The sequence below is a fragment of the Marivirga arenosa genome, assembly GCF_030503895.2.
In the GTDB taxonomy this organism is placed as follows: Bacteria; Bacteroidota; Bacteroidia; order Cytophagales; family Cyclobacteriaceae; genus Marivirga; species Marivirga arenosa.
On sequence record NZ_CP129970.2, the window covers coordinates 1,977,612 to 1,998,046 of the forward strand.

22 protein-coding genes are annotated in these 20,435 nt (G+C 34.5%); 10 read left to right on the forward strand and 12 right to left on the reverse strand.

The window, feature by feature from the left end:
- Positions 1–87: 87 nt before the first annotated feature.
- From QYS48_RS08700 to QYS48_RS08735, 8 genes are all read right to left on the reverse strand, one after another.
- A complete protein-coding gene (locus QYS48_RS08700; RefSeq protein ID WP_308355562.1) occupies positions 88–1,695 on the reverse strand; it encodes a hypothetical protein in 1,608 nt (535 codons plus the stop codon).
- Between the two features lie 189 nt (positions 1,696–1,884).
- Entirely contained in the window at positions 1,885–2,868 is a 984-nt protein-coding gene (locus tag QYS48_RS08705; protein ID WP_308355563.1) for a MoxR family ATPase, read from the reverse strand.
- A gap of 42 nt (positions 2,869–2,910) precedes the next feature.
- Positions 2,911–3,441, reverse strand: a complete 531-nt coding sequence (locus QYS48_RS08710; protein ID WP_308355564.1) for an adenine phosphoribosyltransferase — start codon at positions 3,439–3,441, stop codon at positions 2,911–2,913.
- Complete coding sequence (locus tag QYS48_RS08715; RefSeq protein ID WP_308355565.1) at positions 3,419–4,459, reverse strand: GntG family PLP-dependent aldolase; 1,041 nt, start codon at positions 4,457–4,459, stop codon at positions 3,419–3,421. Before QYS48_RS08715 ends, QYS48_RS08710 begins: the two co-directional genes overlap by 23 nt.
- A gap of 1 nt (position 4,460) precedes the next feature.
- A complete protein-coding gene (locus tag QYS48_RS08720) occupies positions 4,461–4,721 on the reverse strand; it encodes a hypothetical protein (protein ID WP_308355566.1) in 261 nt (86 codons plus the stop codon).
- 1 nt (position 4,722) lies between these two features.
- Positions 4,723–6,243 (reverse strand): bifunctional GNAT family N-acetyltransferase/carbon-nitrogen hydrolase family protein, encoded by a 1,521-nt coding sequence (locus QYS48_RS08725; RefSeq protein ID WP_308355567.1) that lies wholly within the window; start codon positions 6,241–6,243, stop codon positions 4,723–4,725.
- A 122-nt stretch (positions 6,244–6,365) separates the two neighbouring features.
- On the reverse strand, positions 6,366–7,253 hold the full coding sequence (lipA, locus tag QYS48_RS08730; RefSeq protein WP_308355568.1) for a lipoyl synthase: 888 nt from the start codon (positions 7,251–7,253) through the stop codon (positions 6,366–6,368).
- 26 nt (positions 7,254–7,279) lie between these two features.
- Positions 7,280–7,993: a hypothetical protein gene (locus QYS48_RS08735; protein WP_308355570.1), complete on the reverse strand. Its 714-nt coding sequence runs from the start codon at positions 7,991–7,993 to the stop codon at positions 7,280–7,282.
- A gap of 161 nt (positions 7,994–8,154) precedes the next feature.
- Between QYS48_RS08735 and QYS48_RS08740 the strand changes: the two genes are divergently transcribed.
- Entirely contained in the window at positions 8,155–8,559 is a 405-nt protein-coding gene (locus tag QYS48_RS08740) for an OsmC family protein (protein ID WP_308355571.1), read from the forward strand.
- Here the strand turns inward: QYS48_RS08740 and ytxJ are convergent, their stop codons facing one another.
- The 3 genes from ytxJ to QYS48_RS08755 form a co-directional block, all read right to left on the reverse strand.
- Positions 8,560–8,934, reverse strand: coding sequence for a bacillithiol system redox-active protein YtxJ (gene ytxJ / locus QYS48_RS08745; RefSeq protein ID WP_308355572.1), 375 nt, complete (start codon positions 8,932–8,934; stop codon positions 8,560–8,562).
- Positions 8,915–10,390, reverse strand: a complete 1,476-nt coding sequence (locus tag QYS48_RS08750) for a hypothetical protein (protein WP_308355574.1) — start codon at positions 10,388–10,390, stop codon at positions 8,915–8,917. Before QYS48_RS08750 ends, ytxJ begins: the two co-directional genes overlap by 20 nt.
- 74 nt (positions 10,391–10,464) lie before the next feature.
- Complete coding sequence (locus QYS48_RS08755; protein ID WP_308355575.1) at positions 10,465–12,441, reverse strand: dehydrogenase E1 component subunit alpha/beta; 1,977 nt, start codon at positions 12,439–12,441, stop codon at positions 10,465–10,467.
- Positions 12,442–12,609: 168 nt separating this feature from the next.
- On the opposite strand from QYS48_RS08755, the gene QYS48_RS08760 reads away from it, so the two are divergent.
- From QYS48_RS08760 to QYS48_RS08795, 8 genes are all read left to right on the forward strand, one after another.
- The gene (locus QYS48_RS08760; protein WP_308355576.1) at positions 12,610–13,848 is read left to right on the forward strand and encodes a pitrilysin family protein; all 1,239 of its coding nucleotides are present in this window, start codon (positions 12,610–12,612) and stop codon (positions 13,846–13,848) included.
- Positions 13,845–14,348: a 2-C-methyl-D-erythritol 2,4-cyclodiphosphate synthase gene (ispF, locus tag QYS48_RS08765; RefSeq protein ID WP_308355577.1), complete on the forward strand. Its 504-nt coding sequence runs from the start codon at positions 13,845–13,847 to the stop codon at positions 14,346–14,348. The genes QYS48_RS08760 and ispF overlap by 4 nt, the downstream gene beginning before the upstream one ends.
- A 3-nt stretch (positions 14,349–14,351) precedes the next feature.
- Positions 14,352–15,032: a tRNA (5-methylaminomethyl-2-thiouridine)(34)-methyltransferase MnmD gene (gene mnmD, locus QYS48_RS08770; protein WP_308355578.1), complete on the forward strand. Its 681-nt coding sequence runs from the start codon at positions 14,352–14,354 to the stop codon at positions 15,030–15,032.
- Between the two features lie 61 nt (positions 15,033–15,093).
- On the forward strand, positions 15,094–16,251 hold the full coding sequence (locus tag QYS48_RS08775; RefSeq protein WP_302122496.1) for a formimidoylglutamase: 1,158 nt from the start codon (positions 15,094–15,096) through the stop codon (positions 16,249–16,251).
- Between the two features lie 22 nt (positions 16,252–16,273).
- On the forward strand, positions 16,274–17,002 hold the full coding sequence (locus QYS48_RS08780) for a DUF6503 family protein (RefSeq protein ID WP_308355579.1): 729 nt from the start codon (positions 16,274–16,276) through the stop codon (positions 17,000–17,002).
- Between the two features lie 2 nt (positions 17,003–17,004).
- Positions 17,005–17,448, forward strand: a complete 444-nt coding sequence (locus QYS48_RS08785; protein WP_308355580.1) for a hypothetical protein — start codon at positions 17,005–17,007, stop codon at positions 17,446–17,448.
- A gap of 166 nt (positions 17,449–17,614) precedes the next feature.
- Entirely contained in the window at positions 17,615–19,123 is a 1,509-nt protein-coding gene (locus tag QYS48_RS08790; RefSeq protein WP_308355581.1) for a sodium-dependent transporter, read from the forward strand.
- Positions 19,120–19,230 (forward strand): MetS family NSS transporter small subunit, encoded by a 111-nt coding sequence (locus QYS48_RS08795; protein WP_308355582.1) that lies wholly within the window; start codon positions 19,120–19,122, stop codon positions 19,228–19,230. The genes QYS48_RS08790 and QYS48_RS08795 overlap by 4 nt, the downstream gene beginning before the upstream one ends.
- 44 nt (positions 19,231–19,274) lie before the next feature.
- Here the strand turns inward: QYS48_RS08795 and QYS48_RS08800 are convergent, their stop codons facing one another.
- Positions 19,275–19,817 carry a DUF1543 domain-containing protein gene (locus tag QYS48_RS08800; RefSeq protein WP_308355583.1) on the reverse strand — a complete coding sequence of 181 codons (543 nt, stop codon included), beginning with the start codon at positions 19,815–19,817 and terminating at the stop codon, positions 19,275–19,277.
- Between the two features lie 77 nt (positions 19,818–19,894).
- Here QYS48_RS08800 and tpx point away from each other — a divergent pair, with 77 nt between their 5' ends.
- Positions 19,895–20,395: a thiol peroxidase gene (gene tpx, locus QYS48_RS08805; RefSeq protein WP_308355584.1), complete on the forward strand. Its 501-nt coding sequence runs from the start codon at positions 19,895–19,897 to the stop codon at positions 20,393–20,395.
- The last annotated feature ends 40 nt before the right edge of the window (positions 20,396–20,435 follow it).

Here is a 20,435-nt window from a genome sequence, read left to right on the forward strand (position 1 = left end):
TTAACAAAAACATTAACTTAATATACATTAAAAAAAAATAGCTCTCAGTTTCCTGAGAGCTATTCCTTAAGAATATGTTTAAGTATCTTAGAAGTTGTCTAACTGGCCTTGTGCAGCAGCGTAAGACCAAGATAAAACGCTTACATCAGCACCAACAGTTGCTTCAGTAACCACTGAATTATTGCTAACAAATTTCTCACCATTCGCAGTGATTTGTGCAGCAAATTCAGCTTCAGTTCTATCATTAGCAGCAGCAGCGGCAGCAGCATCTAATTTATCAACAAATATATCTCCAATCACATTTGTAGTATTGAATTCAAGTCCACTGAATACTGTGATATCATTTGCATAGTTGTCAGATCCTCTTGGATCATCATCATTATCATCAGCATCTATCTCAATATCAGAACCTTCAGCAAAGTCAAAGAAATAAGTGTTTTGAATATCATATTTTGCACCATCTCTTAAATCAGCGTAATCACTTGAAGAAAGTCCTCTTAAAGATCCGTTGATGAATTTACCTACTAAGTTAGCAGATCCATCGTCACCTTCAGAACCATCTAATTCCATACCGTGATCGCCATCCCAAGCATAACCATTTGCTTCATCAGCACCGATATAAACGAAGTTGTCTATAGTTCCACTCCATCCTTGGTCAGTATCATAACCGTCATCATCTTGTGCCCAAACAATAAAATTGGTAATGTTTACAGTACCTCCGAAAATTTCGACACCATCATCAGAGCTATTGATTGATTCTACGTGATTGATTGTAGTACCAGATCCTACACCGCCTAAAGTTAATCCTTGTAATTCGTTTCCAGGGCCTAATTCAGCACCAGTAAATCTTATTGAAACGTATTCAAATACACCAGAATTATCTGCCACATCATCACCACCGTATAAACCTTCGGTTACAGTAGTTGGGATACCTTCAATTTGAGCTTCATCCGCCTCAGCAGAGATTGGAGCATTTCCTAAAATTAATACACCACCCCAAAGACCTCTTTGAGTTGTTAAATCTAAAGAACTTTCGAATTCACCAACTCGGATTTCATCAGCAGTTGAAGTAAATACGATTGGAGCTTCAGCAGTTCCATTAGCTTGGATATCTGCACCTCTAGCTATAATTAATACAGAAGCTGCAGCAGCATCACCTGGACGCCCTTTGATTACAGTTCCTGGTTGAATGGTCAAAGTATTTCCTGCAGTTACAATTACGCGACCTGCTAATTCCCATATTCTGTCGTTTGTTAATGTTAGATCCTCTTCGATAAGACCTGATAATACTTGATTTGGTAATTGTTGAGGAGCAGCACCAACAGATAATACGTGAGTAACAGACTCAGTATCACCATCTGCATCAGTAGCAGTAAATTCAAAAACAATGTTTTGATCAGCATCTGCTTCAGTTGCAGTATATGTGAATTCAAATGTTGCTGTAGTTGCTTCAGCTGTGAATTCTGGTTCTAAGAAAGTGTCACCATCTTTTGTAACTACTATGCTTGAAATACCATCTTGAGCTGTAACTGTAGCAGAAACAGGGCCTACAGTCCCTAAGTTTTCAATTTCAGCTGTTGCTGGAATTCCTTCGATTGTTACTAGGTTGTTTGGCTCTGCAGTTTCTTCTTCGCATGATGAGAAGATAAAAACTGATACCATTGCTAGCATCGCGATTAAATTAAATTTCTTCATTGTGACTAATTTTGAATAAGTTTAAATTTCTTTGATGCAAAGGTGGTTTTTAATTGTTAACTGAATTTGTCAGACTTTTTAGCAAATTGTTACTAATTCATTAATGTGTTAATATTGAGGTAAAACAAAAAAAGCATCCGCTAGTCATCGGATGCTTTTTATTTAGGACGGGTTATGGTCAATTTAATTTTAACTAATGGGAACTTGTTTTAAGATTTTTTCAATGATATCCTTAGTAGTAACACCATCAGCTTCAGCCTCATAGTTTAAAAGTATTCTGTGATTCATAACATCAAACGCTACTTCTTTAATGTCTTCTGGTAAAACATAATCTCGACCTTCCATATAGGCTACCGCTTTAGCACTTAAGTTAAGATTTATACTTGCTCTAGGAGATACTCCATATTGAATATAATCAGCTTCTTGCTTTAATCCGTATTCCAAAGGAGATCTAGTAGCATAAACCAATTCAATGATGTATCGCTCTAATGATTCAGAAATTTCAACATTATTCACTTGTTCTCTAATGCTGAATATTTCTTCCTTCGTAAGAATAGTTTTGACTTCTTTATTAAAAGTCATATTAGACATTCTACGCATCACCTCTAATTCCTGAGCTTTAGTAGGGTAGTCCACCATTACTTTTAGCATAAAACGGTCAACTTGCGCTTCAGGTAAAGGATAAGTTCCTTCCTGATCTACTGGGTTTTGAGTGGCGAGTACTAAAAATGGGCGATCTAATTGAAAAGTAGTTTCTCCAATTGTTACTTGCTTTTCCTGCATCGCCTCAAGTAAGGCTGATTGTACTTTAGCTGGAGATCTGTTGACCTCATCTGCTAATACTAAATTTGAAAAAATCGGACCTTTCTTAACCTCAAAGTTACCTTGCTTCTGATTATAAATCATCGTACCGATTAAATCAGAAGGCATTAAATCTGGAGTAAACTGAATTCTTTGGAAATCTAAATGTAAAACATTCGCTAAAGTGTTAACGGTTAGTGTTTTGGCTAAGCCTGGAACTCCTTCTAATAAGATGTGTCCATTGGTGAATAATCCAATTAAAAGGCGATTCACCATATAATCTTGACCTACAACAACTTTGCTAACTTCAGACATTACGTCTTTTACTTTTTGCTGTAATTCATTTTTCTTTTCTAACTGTGCTTCTTCCATGGTTTATCTCAAAAATCTTTATTCAACTAAATTTCAAATATATTAATAAGTAACGATACTGTAAACCGCTTCATTTTCTGTTTTCAGCTTTTTTTCTCCCTCTAAAAACCCTAACTCAATCAAGAATGTAAAGTTGCCTACTTTTCCGCCTAATTCTTTCACTAGTTTTGCTGCCGCAAGTGCTGTTCCCCCTGTAGCTAATAAATCATCATGAATCATTACTTTTTGTCCTGGCTTTATGGCATCGCTGTGAATTTCCATGGTAGCACTACCATATTCCAAATCATAAGAATGTTTAATGGTTTTATGAGGCAGTTTGCCTTCTTTCCTAACGGGTACAAAAGGCAAACCTAATCGTTCTGCTACCATCATCCCAAATAAAAAACCTCTGGATTCAACCCCAACAATTACATCTATTTTATCCTGCTTTCCTTTTTCAACGAACCAATCCACAATTTCAGATACTAATTTTGGACGGCTTAAAATTGGGGTAATGTCTTTAAATACTATACCAGGCTTTGGAAAGTCTTTAATATCACGGATTTCAGCATTAATTTTTTCTGAAAGGGTCATTTATATCTGTTTTAATTTTTTTAATAAGCTCATCCAGCATATCATCCGAAAAATCAAGATGAGTTACAAAGCGAACATCATGCTTTCCGAAAGGAACTGCTAATATCCCATGATTTTTAAGTTTTTCTACAAAATCCGTGGCCAGTTGATTATTTGATAATCTAAATATTACAATATTGGTTTCTACTGGAAGAATTGATTCAACAAAAGCTAAATCCTTTAAATTTTCAGCAATGGTTTTGGCTCTATTATGGTCTTCGGTTAGTCTTTCTATATGATGATCTAAAGCGTAAATTCCAGCAGCAGCTAAAATACCAGCCTGCCTCATGCCACCTCCCATCACTTTTCTAATTCTTCGGGCCATTTTAATGGAATCTTTATCGCCCACTAATAAAGAACCAACTGGGCATCCCAAACCTTTGGATAAACAGATGGAGATGGTGTCAAAGGTTTTACCGTATTTTTTAGGATCATCTCCTGAAGCTACTAAAGCATTAAATAATCTTGCGCCATCTAGGTGTAGCTTTAGATTTTCATCTTTACATAATTGACCGATCTTTTCGATTTCTTTAAAATCATAAACACATCCACCCCCTTTGTTCATCGTATTTTCTAATGAAACAAGTCTGGAAATAGGAGCATGTACATCATCAGGATTGTTGATATTATCTTTTACCATTTCCGCGGTTATCCGGCCACGGTCTCCGTGCAGTAGTCTGACAGATGCAAAAGAGTTATAAGCGATTCCCCCCCCTTCATATAAATAGATATGAGATTTTTCATCACAAATTACTTCAGTGTGGGGGTCAGTATGAACTCTAATCGCAATTTGATTGGTCATGGTGCCACTGGGGCAGAATATTGCGGCTTCCATACCAAAATACTCAGCAGCCTTTTCTTCAAGAGAATTTATAGTGGGATCTTCACCGAAAACATCATCACCAACTGGAGCTTCAAACATAACTTGCTTCATAGCGGTAGTAGGCTGAGTAATGGTGTCGCTTCTTAAATCAATCATATTAGGAAACTTTTTCGAACCAATGTGGTAGTTTTACCTGGTCAGTATAGAATTTTTTTCTAGAGTGGTTACTATCGAATGGAACAATCTTTTCGATTCTATCTGTTTTGGGATGGTAAAAGGCTTCAACATAAAAATCATTTAATAAAAATAAATTCACCTTATACCGATAATACCGAATAGAGGTGACAAATTCACCCTCAACATATAATGTTTTTATCTTTTTAAACAGGCTTAAATTTACAAACTCTTCTACCTTCACTTCACTTATTCTTTTTTAATGAGTACAGATCTTTTCTTCGATCGTTCAAATTACGCACGCTTCCGTAAGTATGCAATTCTTTTAACAAATTAACATCTACATCTGCAATTACTGTCATTTCTGTATTAGGAGTAGCTTCTGTTTTAACGCCATTTGTTGGAAATGAAAAATCGGAAGGGGTGAATACTCCAGATTGAGCAAACTGAATATCCATGTTATTTACTTTTGGTAAATTCCCTACACTTCCAGCTATAGCTACATAACACTCATTTTCAATAGCGCGTGCTTGCGCACAAAGCCTTACTCGCATATATCCGTTTTGAGTATCAGTTAAGAAAGGCACAAATAAAATTTTAACTCCTTCATCTGCTAATAGTCTTCCCATTTCAGGGAACTCCACATCATAACAAATATTGATTCCAATTTTTCCGCAATCCGTATCAAAGGCCTGAATTTTCTTGCCTCCACTCATTCCCCAGGCACTTACTTCAGCAGGAGTCATATGAATTTTTTCATAGGTCTCACTGGTACCATCTCTTCTGCATAAAAAGCCTTTATTGTAAAGTTTTCCACGACTCATCACTGGCATGCTACCCGTAATGATATTTACATTATAATTAATAGCATATTCTTGAAAAACCTCTTTAAGTGGTTCCGTATATTTAGCTAATTCACGAATTGCTGATGCTTCATCCAAATGATTGAATTCAGCCATTAAAGGGGCATTGAATAATTCTGGGAATAATATGAAATCGCATTGATAACCACTTACTACATCAATAAAGAACTCAATTTGCTCTTGCATAGCTTTTAAGGAAGGAGTGGGACGCATTTGCCATTGTACTAATCCTAATCTTATAACTGTTTTAGGAATATGAACATATTCTTCAGACGGTTCGTAGTAAATATTATTCCATTCAATTAGAGCTGCATATTCAGCAGATTGTTTATCACCTGGTAGATATCCTTTTAATACTTTTTTAACATGAAAGTCATTTGATAATTGAAAGGATAATGCTTTATCATAAATTTCTTTGGCGATTACCTTTTGAATATACTGCTTAGCAGAAAATTTATCTGAATATTTTGAATACCCCGGAAGTCTGCCGCCTGCCACTATTGATCTGAGGTTAAGTTGTTCCACTAAATCTTTCCGAGCATCATACAATCTTCTTCCAACTCGCATTCCTCTAAAATCAGGATGTACGAATACATCTATTCCATATAATACATCCCCCTCAGGATTATGAGTATTGAAAGATTCTTTTCCTGTTATTTCAGGATAATTATGATTGTCACCAAAATCTGAATAGTCCACAATAATTGATAAGGCGCATCCTGCAACTTGACCATTCACTAAAACGCATAACTGTCCTTCAGGGAATTTATCAATTAAACTTTTGATATGTTCAACCTCCCACAAGTCATCCCAACCCGCATAAGCCTTTTTCATAGACTTTATTAAGCTTCGATAGTCTTTTAACTTTAAGTTTTCTAGGGTTATGATGAAATTATCTTGCATAAAATTTAAGCTGTTGAACTAAAAAAATGTAAAAATTTACCATTGATGTTTAAAACCAAAAAACCACAGCAATATAAGTGATTATCACTTTATGCTGTGGTTCTTCAAAATATATTTATTCCTTAGATAGGTACGTTTACGTGTCTTTCAGCATGATAAGAAGAACGAACTAATGGCCCTGACTCAACATATTTAAGTCCTCTTTTTAAGCCTTCTTCTCTGTACATATCAAAAACTTCAGGGTGAATATATTCAATCACATCGTGGTGTCTTTTAGTAGGTTGTAAATATTGTCCTAAAGTTAAAATGTCACATCCGTGCTCTACTAAATCATCCATAGTAGCAAACATTTCATCTTGAGTTTCGCCTAAACCTACCATGATTCCGGTTTTTGTTCTTTTACCGTATTCTTTAGTCAATTTAATTTGATCCAAACTTCTTTGATATTTTGCCTGAGGACGAACTCTTCTGTACAAACTTGGAACTGTTTCGATATTATGCGAAACTACCTCTTGCCCTGCTTCAATCATTCTATAAAGAGCATCCCATTTTCCTTTCACGTCAGGAATTAAGGTTTCTATTGTTGTTTCAGGAGAAAGTTCTTTCGTTTTTACAACAGTTTGATACCAAATTTCTGCACCACGATCTTTTAATTCATCTCTATTAACAGAAGTGATAACGGCATGTTTAACTCCCATTTTTTTGATGGCTTCCGCTACTCTTTGAGGTTCTTGCTCATCATATTCTGGTGGACGGCCAGTAGCAACTGCGCAGAATGAGCAACTTCTAGTACATACATTTCCTAAAATCATAAAAGTTGCAGTACCAGCACCCCAGCACTCACCCATATTAGGACAGTTTCCACTTTCGCAAATAGTATGTAGCTTATTTTCGTCTACAATTTTTCGAACATTAGCATATTCTTTACCAACAGGTAACTTTACCCTTAACCAATCCGGTTTTTTATTTTTCTTCTTTTCTTCCTGGCTTACTACCGGTAAATCTATCATATCAACTTATTATTCTATCCTTAAACTTATTTTCTCGACCCAAACAAAATACTTACAAAGGCTGCCGGGTAAAAACTATAATTTTTTGTTCCTAGCGGAACTATTTGAATTTCTCTACTAAATATTTCGCCTAAAAAGCCTACTTCGAAACCTGTTATTTTAGATTTAAATGTTCCGAATTCGAAAAGCAATGAGGCTCTAATGTGTGCGCCTAATACTAATTCCATTTGATCGATTCCAGCAAAATAACCAGCAGGTCCAATAATAGCTGAACCATTTAAAAATTGTGAATAGGTTACAAGTCCGCCACCTTCACTTCTTAGTAAATATGGAGAAACAAATCCTAAGGTTGGCCCACCAGTTAGTACTCCATTTATTTGTACACCTTTTTCTTCTGCTTTTTTAAATAGCAACATATCATAGCCATACATTAGTCGAGTACTGATTAAATATTTTTCTTTGCCTTCGTAAAATGATGATGTGCTAAAAAAAGTTGGGCTAGGAACTCGTCTTTCTTGTGGATGTCTAATATTGGCAACCTCAATTCCAAAAGTTTGGAATATTCTATCTGACTTTTTAGCGCTATATCTAAAAAAACCTCCTGAAAAAAGCCCGCCATTTGTAGCTTTTGTAATTCCAAATAGGAATTCTTGTCCATAATCAAATGGATCTTCTTTTTGACTTTTGGCATCAAAAAGAAGGGCTATCATAAATATGGAAAGTATAAAAACTTTTTTCATTGTATTTTAAATGAATTACAAATTTATGGTTTTAAATGCGGAAACTAAATAATTTTTTAATCCTTTCATCTAAAACTACTTACATCAATGCAACATTAAAAGATATTTTAATCATAAATGTTATCTTGCAATGAAATAACGATAAAAGATTGACTTAGTTTATGCCAACTTCAACAATAAAATATACACATCCATTAAAAACAACTGCAATCCATAATCGTTCAGGAAATTCTTTAATTACTGATGCCCCAGTGGATAATAATGGGCAGGGCGCTTATTTTTCTCCTACTGATTTGGCGGCTACTTCTCTTGCAAGTTGCATGATGACCGTTATGGGAATTTATGCTGATCAGAACAGTTTAGATCTTGGAGAAATTGAATGTGATTTACAAAAAGAAATGGCTTCTAACCCACGAAGGATAAAAGCCATAACTATAGAAATGCGTTGGAAAACTGATTTGCCTGAAAAAGAGATTCAAAAATTAAAAAATATAGGGTTGAATTGCCCAGTTGCAAAAAGTTTGCATCCCGATATTGAGCAAAAAATCAGTTTTATTATGCTTTAACTAGACGCCCACGCTAGATTTTAGATTTTGATAACTGATACCCATATGTGAATCATCGTACACACATTCTCCATTTTTTATTAATAAAATCTGTGGTGATTGGTGCATCACTCCAAATTTATCAGCAATAGCATTAGAAATATCTCTATAAGAAATTAGGTCAAGGTAATAGGCTTTTACATTTGACATTTCGTCTTCACTCCAGCTTCTTTCTAATCTATTTAATGCCATAGAGCTTATGGAACAGCTAGTGCTGTGTTTGAATATCATCACAGCTTTGTCTTGTGATTCCTCTACAATGTTGTTTAAACTTTCTATACTGTCTATTCTTTCCCAGTTCATTACTTTTAATAATTTAATTTTCTTGAGTTTCACCTGATTCCGCTTCAGGTTTCTTCCATGTGTCAGGATGAACCGAATTATCCCAAATTTGTCCCTCTTTTTTATCCCTTCTTTCTTTCGGTTTTTTACGAGTTACATAATTGGGTTGCGTATCATCTGACCAAATATTGGTGAAAAACGAAGAAATGGATTGAAAAGTTCTTGCAAAGAATGGAGCTTTTGAATTTTCTGCTGCTAAGATTTTTGTGCCAGGATGCGATTCGTTTGTTACGTAAAAATGTCTGACATAATCCCCATCTTCTTTTGAAATATCCTTTGATAAGTCCTTCATCTCGGCCGTTGGTATTTTTCTTTCTGGCACAGTTAAAAGTCTGTCATCATGCAAATCCTGTTTTTTAGGATCAATCTTTTCGGCTACCATTAATTTATCGTAATCATATTCCTTTCTTTTCGGGTTCGCAGGACTAGCGGTCATTAATTTTTCATTATCAAAAGGTTTTCGTTCCCTATCGTTAACCTTTACAGTCATTAATTTGCTCTCATCAAATTCTTTTCGTTCCGAGTCATTAATTTTAACGGTCATCAGTTTATCGTCATCGAAAGGCTTTCTCTCTTTATCCTGAACTGTGGCGGTCATTAATTTATCATCATCAAATGGCTTTCTCTTGCTATCTTTCACTTTTACTGTGTTGAGTCGGTCGCCATTTAAATCTTGCTCTTTATAATCAGGCTTTTGAGCAGTCATTAGTTTGTCATTATTCATTTTTGAATATTCTTTATCCTGCTTTTTGAACATGATTTTATCATCATCCATTTTTGGTTCTGGATCAATCTTTTCAGCTGTTTCTAATTTACTGTTATTGAAAGGCTTTCTATTAGTATCTTTATTATTACTGTATAATCTTTTACCATCTACTTTGCTATTTCTCTCTTTTTTAGATGCTTTTGATAATGTTTGAGAGGGTTCATTAAGTTCAATCAAATGAGGTTTATCTTGTGGTCCACCAGATTGAAGGTTGACATTTTTAGGTTTTGATTTTTTGTTCAAGACTGGCCCCTTTTCTGAAATTCGGCTATCATAAGGAATCAAAGGCTCTCTCATCTCCGATGGATTGGTTATTGCATCTCGATCAGCAGACTTATAATTAGGCTTATTGTCATAAGTTTCACGTTTGGTTCTCTTATTAGGATTGTATTTTTTGGTTTTATAATCGCTTTTTTTAGCCTTAAACCACATCACTTTATCCCAATCCCACTTGAAGGGATTTATTTTGATAACTCTATTATTACCTTGATTAGGATTGCCTTTTGCCTTTATCTGCTTTTTGGTCCTAATCTTTTTATTATCCATTTTCTGTGGGCCATCATTTTTTGTAACCTCTAATTTATCACCATCAGTCTTTTGTGCGGATAAATTATTTGGCATAGCAAAAGCAATTGTCATTACAACAATTGCTAAAAAAGGATAATATGGTAGTTTTTTAATCAAGTTTGATTTATCAACTCACAATTTAATTCCAAATTGTTAGAATATGAATTTTTTAATACCAGAGGTAATAAATTTTAGTATTCAGCAAGTTTTTTAAGCTTCTCTTTAATTCTTTCTTTAGGTAAAAAGTTCTTTTCTAAATCAGCATTAAATGGAACAGGAGTATCTAAACTTCCTTCACGCATAACCGGAGCATCCAAAGCTTCAAAACAGTTTTCACTGATCCAAGCTGCGATTTCACCACTGATACTTCCAGTCAAGCAATCCTCATTACATATTAAAACCTTGCCCGTTTTGTTAACGCTTTCTTTAACAGTTTCTTTATCCCATGGTAATAAAGTCCTCAAGTCTACAAGCTCAACAGAAATGTCACCCAAATCATTCATTGCTTCTTTTGCCCAATGGACAGCCATTCCATAGGTAATAATAGTAATGTCAGTTCCTTCATTTATAACTCTAGCTTTTCCAATTTCAGTTATGTAATAATCATCACTTACCTCTTCTGATAAGGATCTATACAAACCTTTATGTTCGAAAAACATAACTGGATTTGGATCCGCAATGGCAGCATTTAATAATCCTTTTGCTTCTAATGGGTTTGATGGGAAAACTATTTTTAAACCAGGAGTATGAAAAAACCAGGCTTCATTTGATTGTGAATGGAATGGGCCTGCTGCAACACCTGCTCCTGTAGGCATTCTAACCACTACATCAGCATTTTGGCCCCAACGATAATGAGATTTGGCTAAATTGTTTACAATCTGATTGAATCCACAGGTTACAAAATCAGCAAATTGCATTTCAATTACCGATTTTTGCTTTTTAATGCTCATTCCTAATCCAATTCCCACTATAGCAGATTCACACAAAGGGGTGTTTCTAATTCTGTCCTTCCCAAATTGATCGATAAAACCTTCTGTAATTTTAAAAACGCCACCATAATCAGCTACATCTTGTCCCATTACTACCAATTCAGGATATTTTTCCAATGATTGTTTTAAACCATCTGAAATAGCATCAACATATCTTTTGGTAGTTTTATTTTTACTTGCCTCAATGATTTCTACTTTACTTTCAGCATAAATATCATGGAGTTGCTGTTCTGTGCTTATTTCAGGATATAGGTCTTCATTAGCCAGTTTCAATCCTTCATTTATTTGCTTTTTGATATCCGCTTTCCAAGCTTCAATATCACTATCTGAAATAATTTTTTCATTTAGTAAATATTTTTCATAATTCTCAACTGGGTCTTTTTTAGCCCAATTGTCAAAAAGCTCTTGAGGAACATATTTGGTTCCTGAAGCTTCTTCGTGTCCTCTCATTCGGAAAGTAATGGCTTCAATTAAAATGGGCTTTGGATTTTTTCGCATTTTTTCAGCCGCTTTAGCCACTGCATGGTAAACATCCAATATATTGTTACCATCTACTTTAATGGCTTCCATGCCATAACCAGGCCCTTTATCTACAAAATTTTTGAATTTGAATTGCTCATCACTTGGAGTAGAAAGACCATATCCGTTATTTTCAATCATGAAGATTACAGGTAAATCCCATACTGCGGCTACATTTAATGCCTCATGAAAATCCCCTTCTGAGCTTCCACCATCACCACTAAAAACCAATGTGGCTTTTTGATCTTTAACTAACTTATTAGCTAAAGCTATTCCATCTGCTACACCTAATTGTGGGCCTAAATGAGAGATCATTCCTACAATGTTATAATCATTCGTTCCAAAATGGAAAGATCGATCTCTACCTTTAGTAAAGCCTTGCATTTTTCCTTGAAATTGAGAAAAAAGTCTGTTTAAAGGAATGTCTCGAGTTGTGAATACTCCCAAATTTCTGTGCATTGGCAAAATATATTCATCAGTTTCAAGAGCTGCTGTAGAGCCTACAGAAATAGCTTCTTGCCCAATCCCTGAAAACCATTTACTGATTTTATTTTGACGAAGTAAAATCAACATTTTTTCCTCGATAAGGCGGGGCAACAAAATTTGTTTATAGAGGTTAATTAACTGGTTGTCGGATAATTTTTTTCTATCGAATTGCATTAAAAAATACCTTTGATTGAGGCTTTATAAGTTTAAGTTTAGTTTTTAAATTACTGTTTCTATCTTTGGGATTCCTAAAAATCAGATGGAATTATCTGACAAATTTAAAGTAATGGTCTAATCTGCAAAAGCCATTATATTTTTTATTTTTGATTCACTCTTAAGCTTATGATAAAATATAATTCATTTACGCTTGATAATGGTTTAAACGTGTATGTTCATGAAGATAAAAACACGCCACTAGCGATTGTAAATTTACTTTATGATGTGGGTTCACGTGATGAAAAGCCTGGAAAAACAGGTTTTGCCCATCTTTTTGAACATCTAATGTTTGGTGGTTCTAAAAACATTCCAAATTATGACGAACCTTTACAAAGAGTAGGGGGTGAAAATAATGCTTTTACCAGTCCGGATGTTACAAACTACTATGTAACACTTCCTGCTGAAAATATTGAAACTGCTTTTTGGTTAGAATCCGATAGAATGATGTCTCTTTCTTTTGATCCTAAAGTATTAGAAGTTCAGAGGAGTGTTGTGATTGAGGAATTTAAACAACGTTATTTAAATCAACCTTATGGAGACTTATGGTTGAAATTGAGGCCTTTAGCATATCAAAAGCATCCTTATAGATGGGCTACAATAGGTAAAGAAATTTCTCATATTGAGGATGCAACCATGGAGGATGTAAAGGATTTCTTTTTTACTCACTATAGACCTAATAATGCCTATTTAGTAGTGGCGGGTAATGTGGAAACTGAGAACATTAAAAAATTAACTGAAAAATGGTTTGGTGAAATTCCTGCAGGGGAAAAGAAGCAAAGAGATTTACCAAAAGAACCAAAACAAAAAGAAGCTAGGTTTTTAGAAATTAAAGCAGATGTTCCAGTGGATGCTTTATACAAAGCTTATCACATGCCCGCCAAAACGGATGAAAAATATTATTCTACAGATTTAATGAGTGATGTTTTAGGAAGAGGGAAGTCTAGTAGATTGTATAAAAAATTAGTTAAAGAAGAAGGCATATTTTCTGGTATAGCAGCCTATGTAACTGGTTCAGTTGATCCCGGATTGTTAGTGATCAGTGGCCAGGTTTCCTCAGGAATTAGTATTGAAGCAGCTGATACAGCCGTAAAGCAGATTATTAAAGAATTACAAGAAGAAGAAATTGCTAACAAAGAATTAGAAAAGGTTAAAAATCAGGCAATATCTTCAATAGTTTACGGAGAGGTAGATATTCTCAATAGGGCTATGTCGATTGCCTTCGGGGCTGCTATGGGTAATCCCAATCTTGTGAATGAAGAAACTGATTTTATTAAAGCGGTGAATACTCATGATATTTATAATGCGGCCAATGAGGTTTTGAGAGAAGATAATTGTTCCACTATTTATTATAAATCAAACAAATGAACTTTAGAATAGGGTATGGATATGATGTTCACCGTTTAGCTGAAGGTGAAGAGTTTTGGCTAGGTGGAATAAAGCTGGATTATCATAAAGGCGGTGTTGGTCATTCCGATGCTGATGTTTTGATTCATGTTATATGCGATGCTTTATTGGGCGCAGCTAATTTAAGAGATATAGGTTATCATTTTTCTGATCAGGATCCACAATATAAAGGGATAGATAGCAAGATATTATTAGAAAGGACAGTAGCCTTATTACGCGATAAAGGCTATGAAATTGGGAATTTAGATGTAACAGTAGGGCTTCAAAAACCTAAAATCAATCCACTAATTCCTGAAATGAAGAGTGTATTAGCGAAGGTGATGAAGATCAGTGAAGATGATTTATCATTAAAAGCTACTACAACAGAGAAATTGGGGTTTGTTGGTAGAGAAGAAGGAGTAGACGCTCATGCAGTTGCCTTGATTTATAAAGTTGGGCATCATAATGATTTAGATTCATAGGCTATGGCTGATATTAAAATAATAACTACTGAAGACGGGTCTCATTCTCTTTATCATGAGGGATTGAAAGAAACCTACCATTCTTTTCATGGTGCACTTCAAGAGTCTATTCATGTTTTTATAGAAAAAGGCTTAAGATTTTGGAGAACAAAAAACGGACTGCCCAAAGAGGTAGATATTTTTGAAGTAGGATTTGGCACAGGGCTAAATGCACTATTAGCTGCAAAATTTGCTACAGAAAATGAGGTCAAAATAAATTTCACCTCTGTAGAACCTTTTCCGGTTCCTATGGATACCATAAACCAGCTAAATTATATTGATCAGATCGGTAAGGAAGAATTAAAAGAAACCTTTAAACAATTACATACTGCTAAGTGGGATGAATTAGTAGAGATTAACCCTTTTTTTTCATTGAAAAAATTTAAAGGTAAGCTGGAAGATTTCACTGGGGAAAAGCAGTTTGATATTATATTTTTCGATGCTTTCGCTCCTAATAAACAATCAGAATTGTGGACTGAAGAAATGATGCAAAAATGCTATCAATTATTAAGAACAGATGGTGTTTTTACTACTTATAGTGCTAAAGGACAACTTAAGAGAGATTTGAAAAAAGTTGGGTTTGAGGTAGAAACATTAGCGGGTCCTCCCGGAAAAAAAGAAATGGTAAGGGGAATTGTAAACTAATTATTGATTTTCTTTAGATTATATTTCGTGTTCATCTAATTATTGTTATTAAATTCATGCCATGGATTTAAGACTATTCTTCACCCCAATTCAGGAGCAACTTTATTCAGACATTAAAAAACAAGGAAGCTTCTACAAAAGCATTAAAGTATACCAAGAGAAATTTCCAGATTATAAAAGCGCGGATATCGCACTAATTGGAATATCGGATAAAGGTGAAAATGGAGAAAATGCTGGAACTGTGGGTAGCGCTGATGCCTTAAGGAAAAAGTTATATAGGCTTACGAAAGGTTCTGGAGCTTACAATATTGTAGATCTTGGTAATATTTCTGAAGCCATCGATACTGAACAAACTTTAGGTAGAGTTCAAGAAGTGTGTCATGCTTGTATTGAGAATAATGTGTTGCCTATTTTAATTGGAGGCTCACATGATATGAGTTTTGCTCAATATTTGGCCTATGAAGAAATGGAGAAGCTAATTAGCGTCTTAAATGTTGATGCTTTTTTAGATATGGAGGATAAAGATTCTCCAGCAAACCAAAGGCATGTTCAAAAGCTATTAATGCATCAGCCTAATTTTTTATTTAACTATAGTCATCTTGCCTATCAAACTTATTTAGTTAATCCTCAGGCAATAGCAACACTTGAAAAACTCTATTTTGAAGCTCATAGAATTGGGGCTTTGCGACATGATATAAAAGAAATGGAGCCCGTAATTCGTCAGGCTGATATGCTAAGTTTTGATTTATCAGCTATAAAGTCAGCGGATTTCCCAGCAACCAGTCAACCACAGCCATTTGGTTTGACAGGGGAGGAGGCTTGCCAATTATGTTGGTATGCTGGTATTAATGAAAAACTAAGCGCTGCAGGCTTTTACGAATTTGATGTTACGAGGGAAGATGACTCTGATAAATCAGCAGCCGTTTTAGCCACTATGATTTGGTATTTTATTGAAGGTTTTTATTCAAGAAAAGAGTCACGTGATTTCAGATCGAATGATTACATGAAATATGTAGTGGCTATGCCTAATGAACCCGAATCATTAACTTTTTATAAAAGTAATTTCATAGATAAATGGTGGATGGAAGTGCCTAATCCTTCAGGCGATAATAGATTTAATAGAAATTCTATTGTTCCATGTAGCTATTCAGATTATCAACAAGCTATGAATGGTGATTTACCTGAACGATGGATTGTTATGCATTCTAAACTATTTTAATGGAGAGGCGTATTTTTTACTTATGAGAAAATTTTTACCATTCGTTTTTATTGCAGTAATATTTGCTGCCTGTAATCCAACTGAGAAATCAGCAGAAGAACATATTCAAGAAGCCATTCAATATCATGGCGGGAATGGATACTCCAATTTAGAAGTTGAGTTCAAATTCCGAGATAAGGATTATAAATTATATCATAATAATGGAATCTTTAAATACGAGAGAATATTTATAGATAGCACTGGTCAGCATATTAATGATATCTTAGATAATGATGGGTTTAAAAGGTTAATTGATGGAGAAAATGCAGATTTGTCTACTGAAGATTCTGCAGCATACGCTAATTCAGTAAATTCAGTGCATTATTTTGCTTTACTTCCTTATAATTTAAATGATGCAGCTGTGATTGCTACCAATAAGGATGATGCATTAATAAATGGTGAAGCCTATAAAACCATTGAAGTAAAATTTAAGCAAAAGGGTGGAGGTACAGATTATGAAGATATTTTCATGTTCTGGTTTAATACCAAAACGTATGACATGGACTATTTTGCATATTCCTATCATACTAATGGTGGAGGTGTGAGATTTAGAGAATCTATTAATTCGGAAAGGGTAAACGGAGTGATTTTTAGAGACTATAATAATTATAAAGTGGAAAAAGGAACAGATCTTACAGAATTGCCAGCTCTATTTGAAAGTGGGGAACTCGAATTATTATCAAAAATTGATTTAGAATTTCAAAGCAAATAAGCATGATAGTATCAAAACCACGAATTAATACTGTATTTGCTTTATCAATCTTTTTGGTCCTTATTTTTGGTTCTTTTTTTCTTTTATTAGATAGTTTACTTAATAATCAATCTTATTTCATTATAAAACTCATACTAACACCGATAGTATTGGTAATTGGCTTGTTAGTGCTAGGTAAATTATTAGCAGCTATAAAAATTGTTAAGGCTGGAAATAATAAATTGAATATATTTTTCCCAATAACCAGATCAAAAGTTGATTTACCGCTATCCGAAATCAGGGGTTGGAGAGAAGATGTGGTGAAAACCAAACAAGGAGAATTTAAGGAGACTAAAATTCTTTATGGAAAGAAAAAGGTGATCAAGCTATCTAATAAAGAGAATACAGAATATGATAAATTAGTGAAATACTTAAACCAGAAAGCTAAAAAGCAAAAAGCAAGCTAAAAATTTTCATATATCCTAACATTCTTAAAATCTCAAAATTTTTTCGCAAAAGACTGAAATTATAACTTTTCCCTGATTGCAAATCTTGAAATCAATCTCCGTTTAAGTTTGAATAAGCCATTTGTTTAACTAATTTCGGCATGTTTTTAATCAAAATAAAACATATATGGCGCAAAAAACAGAAGAGTTTAGTAATAGGTGGGGAATAATATTGGCCGCTTTAGGTATGGCTATTGGAGCTGGAAATTTATGGAGATTTCCTAGAATAGCCGGAGAACACGGTGGCGCATTCATCATCCTTTGGATGCTTTTTCTTGTAGTATGGTCCATTCCTCTTTTAATGGCAGAGCTAGCCATTGGTAAGCATTACAAAAAGGGTACTTTAGGTGCTTTGGGTAGCTTAGCAGGTAAAAAATTTAACTGGATGGGTACCTTCGTGACCATTGTTACTATGGGTATTGCATTTTATTATTCCGTTGTGACAGGGTGGTCATTGAGATACTTCCTTTTAAATACACAAAATTTAATAGATTACATTTTTGGCTCAGGCGCCATGAATGCAAAATTTGCTGATCCGAATGTAAATTTCATGGACACATTTTGGGCAGGTTTATCTAACTCAAGTTGGGAAGCAGTTTTATGCTACATGTTTACCATTAGTATTGCCATTTGGGTATTAAGTAAAGGAATTAAGCAAGGCTTAGAGAAAACGAACAAGATATTAATACCGACCCTTTTTATTTTACTTATGGTAGTTTCTGCATTTGCAATTCAAATGCCGGGTGGTACACAGGGGTTAGAATACCTTTTCACAATCGATTTTGAGAAATTTAAAGATCCAATAATTTGGATTGAAGCAATTACCGACTCAGCCTGGAGTACAGGTGCAGGTTGGGGATTAATGATCACGATTGGTTCCTTCTCAAGATCGAAAGAAGATGTTACTTTAAATACATTTTTAGGTGCATTTGGTAATAATACGGCAGCATTATTAGCGGCAATGGCTATTTTACCAGCAGTATTTGCAATGGCAGCTACCCCTAATGAAGCGGTTGATTTTCTTCATGACGGAAACACAGCCTTAGTATTTACTATTTTACCTCAATTATTTGCTAAAATGCCGGGTGGTCCATTCTTATCGTGGATATTCTTCGGGGCTTTCGCAATGGCTGCTTTTAGTTCGATATTGCCGATGATGCAATTAATCATCAGGAATTTAACGGATTATGATTTATCTAAAAAACAGGCTGCTATAATTGCAGGTGCAGCTTGTTTTGTAATTGGATTTCCATCAGCATGGTTTTTATCTGTTTTTGAGAACCAAGACTGGGTATGGGGAGTTGGATTATTAGTAAGTGGGATATTTATTTCATTTCTTATCATCAAATACGGCCCTGCTAAATTCAAGAAAGATTTTATTGATCAAAATTCTGATTTTAAGGTGTCGCCTAAGTATTTCACTGGAATGATTTATTTCAACTTTGTTGCAGGTTTATTCCTTGTTTATTGGTGGATGAGCCAAGGCTACAGTGAATATCCGTGGTTTGATGAAAATGGAAATTGGAATGTGATGGATATTTATAGTAATGCGACCATTGTAACGCAGTGGGGAATTGCATTATTGATTGCAATAGTATTTAATGGATGGTTTTACAAAAAATTTGTTAAAAAATGAGTACAGAAGCAATAATAGGAATGATAGTATGTCTTACTATCACAGTGGGAGGTTTTTTAGTGTTTTTGTTTAAAGCCTTAACCATGGACAAAAAGAAGGAAGAGTAAAAATAGATTATAAAACAAAAAGGGATCATTTGATCCCTTTTTTATTAGTGTGATGCTAAATAATCTCTTACCACTTTTTTGGGTAGGACGTGATAACCATTGATCGGTTTTAAGTTTTCAGTTTTAGTAGTAGGGTTAAGATGAACATGATAACCTTCTAATTCTTCAATGGCAATCATATCATCCACCTCATATAGATCATCTTTATGAACTTCGTCATATCCTTTTAATAGTTTAGCTTTTGCTCTATTTTTTATTTCGGTGGCTAGTCCTCCTACTAAAAAAGTATTGGCATGATGTTCCATAAAATCTCCTTCTTTATAAGCTCCAAGATTAATAAAGAATAATTTTTTGTCTGAATTATCACTCTTTTCCTTTTCAAGACTAATTTCATAACCGTCAACCACATCAAGTTCAATGTAGGAATCAATGTGCATTTTCTCTTTAATGCCAAACCATTTATCTAATAGTTGTGTGTAGCAATCTTCAATGGATTTACCCACCGCAAAAACTACATCATGTAATTCAGTATTTGATTTCTCAGCTGCCCCGCCTAATACGACAGCGTAAAGTTTAAGTTCTTTCATTTTAATAACTATAAATAATCAGTAACTAATCTTTGCATTTTAAGTTAACAAATGTAAACTAAAACAAATAATAAACTATGGCACAAGTAACATTAGGTGGCAATCCATCCAATACCATATCAGACATACCTTCGGTAGGTCATAAAGCTCCTGACTTCAATCTGGTTAAAACTGATATGAAGGAAGTCTCAATGTCAGATTACAAAGGGAAAAACATTATATTGAACATTTTCCCAAGTGTTGATACTGAGGTTTGCGCAATGTCAGTTCGTGAGTTCAACGAAAAAGCAGGGGCTTTAGATAACACTGTAGTCTTATGTATTTCAAAAGATTTACCGTTTGCTCAGGCTAGGTTCTGCGGAGCAGAAGGCATTGAAAATGCAATTCCTGTTTCAAATTTTAGAAATGATAGTTTTGGTAAAGATTATGGAGTAGAGTTAGTTGATGGCGGATTCAAAGGATTAAATGCAAGAGCAGTAGTAGTAGTTAATCCTGAAGGAGAGGTTGTTTATAATGAATTGGTTCCTGAAATTGGAAATGAACCTAATTACGAAAAAGCATTAGAAGCGGTAAAGTAATTAGTTGAAATATATTTGCATAAAAAAAGCTCAGAAGTAA

Bases quoted from the DNA above. Each gene is read 5' to 3' on its own strand.
- QYS48_RS08800 (WP_308355583.1), bottom strand. From the start codon at position 19,817: ATGAAAGAACTTAAACTTTACGCTGTCGTATTAGGCGGGGCAGCTGAG.
- QYS48_RS08760 (WP_308355576.1), top strand. From the start codon at position 12,610: ATGATAAAATATAATTCATTTACGCTTGATAATGGTTTAAACGTGTAT.
- lipA (WP_308355568.1), bottom strand. From the start codon at position 7,253: ATGATAGATTTACCGGTAGTAAGCCAGGAAGAAAAGAAGAAAAATAAA.
- mnmD (WP_308355578.1), top strand. From the start codon at position 14,352: ATGGCTGATATTAAAATAATAACTACTGAAGACGGGTCTCATTCTCTT.
- QYS48_RS08725 (WP_308355567.1), bottom strand. From the start codon at position 6,243: ATGCAAGATAATTTCATCATAACCCTAGAAAACTTAAAGTTAAAAGAC.
- tpx (WP_308355584.1), top strand. From the start codon at position 19,895: ATGGCACAAGTAACATTAGGTGGCAATCCATCCAATACCATATCAGAC.
- QYS48_RS08715 (WP_308355565.1), bottom strand. From the start codon at position 4,459: ATGATTGATTTAAGAAGCGACACCATTACTCAGCCTACTACCGCTATG.
- QYS48_RS08775 (WP_302122496.1), top strand. From the start codon at position 15,094: ATGGATTTAAGACTATTCTTCACCCCAATTCAGGAGCAACTTTATTCA.
- ispF (WP_308355577.1), top strand. From the start codon at position 13,845: ATGAACTTTAGAATAGGGTATGGATATGATGTTCACCGTTTAGCTGAA.
- QYS48_RS08785 (WP_308355580.1), top strand. From the start codon at position 17,005: ATGATAGTATCAAAACCACGAATTAATACTGTATTTGCTTTATCAATC.
- QYS48_RS08705 (WP_308355563.1), bottom strand. From the start codon at position 2,868: ATGGAAGAAGCACAGTTAGAAAAGAAAAATGAATTACAGCAAAAAGTA.
- QYS48_RS08755 (WP_308355575.1), bottom strand. From the start codon at position 12,441: ATGCAATTCGATAGAAAAAAATTATCCGACAACCAGTTAATTAACCTC.
- QYS48_RS08780 (WP_308355579.1), top strand. From the start codon at position 16,274: ATGAGAAAATTTTTACCATTCGTTTTTATTGCAGTAATATTTGCTGCC.
- QYS48_RS08700 (WP_308355562.1), bottom strand. From the start codon at position 1,695: ATGAAGAAATTTAATTTAATCGCGATGCTAGCAATGGTATCAGTTTTT.
- QYS48_RS08740 (WP_308355571.1), top strand. From the start codon at position 8,155: ATGCCAACTTCAACAATAAAATATACACATCCATTAAAAACAACTGCA.
- QYS48_RS08735 (WP_308355570.1), bottom strand. From the start codon at position 7,993: ATGAAAAAAGTTTTTATACTTTCCATATTTATGATAGCCCTTCTTTTT.
- QYS48_RS08710 (WP_308355564.1), bottom strand. From the start codon at position 3,441: ATGACCCTTTCAGAAAAAATTAATGCTGAAATCCGTGATATTAAAGAC.
- QYS48_RS08790 (WP_308355581.1), top strand. From the start codon at position 17,615: ATGGCGCAAAAAACAGAAGAGTTTAGTAATAGGTGGGGAATAATATTG.
- QYS48_RS08795 (WP_308355582.1), top strand. From the start codon at position 19,120: ATGAGTACAGAAGCAATAATAGGAATGATAGTATGTCTTACTATCACA.